This is a genomic window from Rhizobacter sp. P2_H2 (genome assembly GCF_056403375.1).
The window spans coordinates 1-3,104 of the sequence record NZ_JBFUFP010000657.1; the positions used below are offsets into that span (position 1 = coordinate 1).

At 68.8% G+C, this 3,104-nt stretch carries 4 protein-coding genes; 3 read left to right on the plus strand and 1 reads right to left on the minus strand.

Translation table 11 applies throughout. The features are described 5' to 3' along the window. Positions 1 to 38 precede the first annotated feature (38 nt). Entirely contained in the window at positions 39 to 905 is an 867-nt protein-coding gene (gene msrP, locus AC1D15_RS24190; protein ID WP_477827967.1) for a protein-methionine-sulfoxide reductase catalytic subunit MsrP, read from the minus strand. 223 nt (positions 906 to 1,128) lie between these two features. Here msrP and AC1D15_RS24195 point away from each other — a divergent pair, with 223 nt between their 5' ends. From AC1D15_RS24195 to AC1D15_RS24205, 3 genes are all read left to right on the plus strand, one after another. Next, positions 1,129 to 1,452, plus strand: coding sequence for a helix-turn-helix domain-containing protein (locus tag AC1D15_RS24195; protein WP_477827968.1), 324 nt, complete (start codon positions 1,129 to 1,131; stop codon positions 1,450 to 1,452). Next, positions 1,449 to 2,699, plus strand: coding sequence for a type II toxin-antitoxin system HipA family toxin (locus tag AC1D15_RS24200; protein ID WP_477827969.1), 1,251 nt, complete (start codon positions 1,449 to 1,451; stop codon positions 2,697 to 2,699). Before AC1D15_RS24195 ends, AC1D15_RS24200 begins: the two co-directional genes overlap by 4 nt. A 156-nt stretch (positions 2,700 to 2,855) precedes the next feature. Continuing rightward, positions 2,856 to 3,104, plus strand: a 249-nt coding sequence (locus tag AC1D15_RS24205) for a histidine kinase (RefSeq protein ID WP_477827970.1), incomplete at its 3' end; no start/stop codon positions are given.

The following is a 3,104-nucleotide window of genomic DNA, read 5'->3' on the forward strand; positions in this document are numbered from 1 at the left end:
GCCAGGTGCCGAGTGCGAAGCACAGCAGCGGCAGCAGCCTAGAAATGCCGTGAGAGATCCATGCCGGCATACAGCGACGCGACCTCGGCCGCGTACCCGTTGAAGGGCAGGGTGGGGCGCTTGGCGAGCTCGCCCAGCCGCAGCTCGCGGCGCTGCGACCAGCGCGGGTGCGGCACCTCCGGGTTCACGTTGCCGAAGTAGCCGTACTCCGACGGCGCGGCCTGCATCCAGGTCGTCGCGGGCGGCGCCTCCACGAGCCGGATGTGCGTGATGGCCTTCGGGCTCTTGAAGCCGTACTTCCACGGCACCGCCAGCCGCAGCGGCGCGCCGTTCTGCGGCGGCAGCGCGTTGCCGTACAGGCCGGTGGCCACCAGCGTCAGCGGGTGCATGGCCTCGTCGATGCGCAAGGCCTCGGTGTAGGGCCAGTCGAGCATCGGGCGGCGCTGGCCGTACATCTCGGACGGGCGCAGCACCGAGACGAGCTGCACGTGGCGTGCGCGCGAGGTCGGTGCCACCAGTTTCAGCAGCGCCGCGAGCGGAAAGCCGCGCCACGGCACCACCATCGACCAGCCCTCGACGCAGCGCAGCCGGTAGATGCGATCTTCCTGCGGAAAGAGGCGCAGCAGCTCGTCGAGGTCGAAGCGGCGCGGGCGTTCGACCTCGCCGTCGACCATCACGGTCCATGGTGTCGTGCGGAAGTCTTCGGCGAGCTTCCAGACGGCCGCCTTGTCGGGCGAGAACTCGTAGTAGTTGTTGTGGCGGGTCGCGGCTTCGCGCGGGGTGATGTCGTCGGCGGCGGCGGCGCTTGCCACGCGGCCTGCGAGCGCCGCACCGGTCAGCGCGAGCGCCTGGCGGCGGTCGAGGCACAGGTGCTGCGGCGTGATCTCACTCGGGAAGGGGGTCATGCGGGGCGGTCGGCGAGGGTGGTGGGCCTCCGGGTCTTCGACGGGCTGCTGCATGGAGCACAGGGGACATTTGTCCCGAGTTGCCCCGGCATCGACCTTCGGGCCAATGAACCCGGCTACAGTGTTGTTTGCACTTCGTTGAAGAATATAGAAGACACTTAAATGTCCATTAAATCGTAATTTATTAAATAATAGACTTTCAAATATCTACTAAGTTTTTCAGATGGTCGACATCAAGCTTGCCACGCCAGACGAACTCGTCCATGAGCTCGGCAGTCGCCTGCGCACCCAGCGCCTCGCGTCGCGCGTCACCCAACAGGAGCTGGCGCAGCGTGCAGGCGTCGCGCTCGGCGCGATCAAGAAGCTCGAATCCGACGGCAACACCACGCTGCAAACCTTCGTGCGGGTGGTGCAGGCGCTCTCGCTGACAAGCGATCTCGAGAACGTTCTCATGCTCAAGCCACACATCAGCATCGCCGAGATGGAACGCGCTGCCATGGCACCGCGCCAGCGGGCGCGCCGCCCCGCCGGCATGGCACCACGATGAAGAAGCTCGACGTCCTGTTCCGCGGCTGGGGCCAGGACTGGCTGCTCGGCAGCCTGGCCGACAACGGCACGCAGTTGCTGTTCGAGTACTCGCCCGAAGCGATGCGCCGCGGCGTCGAGTTCTCGGCGATGCAGTTGCCGCTGCGGTCCGAGGCTTACGGTGGCTTCCCGGCCTTCCAGTCGCACCTGCCCGGTCTGCTGGCCGATGTGCTGCCCGACGGCTGGGGCTTGCTGCTGATGGACAAGCTCTTCCTGAAGAGCGGGCGCGATCCGGTGCGCCTGTCGCCGCTCGACCGGCTGGCGTTCATCGGCGAGCGCGCGATGGGGGCCTGGGTGTTCCGCCCGGCCGACGATTGGGCGCCGGCCGACGAGCACCTCTCGCTGCTGCAGCTCGCCACCGCGGCGCAGGCGGTGGTCGAAGGCGAGGATGTGGCGGCCCTGAACACGCTGGTGATGATGGGTGGATCGCCGCAAGGTGCACGACCGAAGGTGCTGGTGAACTTCGACCCCGACACGCGACGCATCAGCTCGCACGAGGAGCCCGGTGGCAGCACGCCCGGCACCCCCTGGCTGGTCAAGTTCCCCGCCCGCGGCGAGCATCACGAGGTCTGCGCCGTCGAGTACGCGTACTCGATCGCCGCGCGCGCCTGCGGCATCGCGATGCCGCGCACGCAGCACTTCAGCCTCGGCCGTGCGATGTCGGCCTTCGGCGTCGAGCGCTTCGACCGCTGGGGATCGGGTGCGGCCGCGATGCGCGTGCCGGTGCATTCGTTCGCCGGTGCGCTGCACGCCGATTTCCGGCTGCCGTCGCTCGACTACCAGACCGTGCTGCGCGCCACCCGCTTCTTCACGCGCGACGAGGTGGAGGTGAGCCGGGCCTTCCTGCGCTGCGTCTTCAACGTCGTGTTCCACAACCGCGACGATCACGCGAAGCACTTCGCGCTGCGCATGAACGAGCGCTCGATGTGGCAGCTTTCACCGGCCTACGACCTCGTTTTCAGCCACGGTCCGCGCGGTCGCCACCAGACCTCGGTGATGGGCGAAAGCCGCGCGCCGGCGCGCACGCACCTGCTGGCACTGGCACGCACCGCGCAGGTGCCGCAGCGCCTCGCACTCGATGCGCTGGAGCGCGTCTGCACCGAGGCGGCCCGCCTGCCGCAGCGTCTCGACGAGGCCGGCGTGCGCCGCGCCACGCGCACCGCCATCGCCGCGGCGGTGCGCGAGAACCTGCGCCGTTGCACGGCCTGAGCACGGCTTGCGGCTGCGCCTCCTGAAGCGTGCTGAAAACTGCTGAAGCGCGTCGGGGCATCGCTGTCGCAAGTCGTTTCGCGTGTCCATAATCGTTTCGCTGTCCGACAAAGGGCGGCCGCCTGCGGGCGCCAACAAATCGCCAGGGAGCGAACAATGAGAACACGTGTCGAGCCGTCGGTCCGGTTGCAGCCGGGGGCCGGCTGTCGTGGGTGTCGTCCGGCGCGGGGTCGCATCCGCCCCAGGCCGCTGCCGCGGCAGCTCGCCCGGCCCGCGCGCAGCCACCTGCGCACGCTGGCCTACGAGATCACCGTCGCCGAGGCGCGCGAGCGCGAGCGCATCGCACTCGGCCTGCACGACGAGATCGGCCAGTTCCTGACGCTCGCGCGGCTCAAGCTCGGTGCG

Bases quoted from the DNA above. Each gene is read 5' to 3' on its own strand.
- AC1D15_RS24200 (WP_477827969.1), top strand. From the start codon at position 1,449: ATGAAGAAGCTCGACGTCCTGTTCCGCGGCTGGGGCCAGGACTGGCTG.
- msrP (WP_477827967.1), bottom strand. From the start codon at position 905: ATGACCCCCTTCCCGAGTGAGATCACGCCGCAGCACCTGTGCCTCGAC.
- AC1D15_RS24195 (WP_477827968.1), top strand. From the start codon at position 1,129: ATGGTCGACATCAAGCTTGCCACGCCAGACGAACTCGTCCATGAGCTC.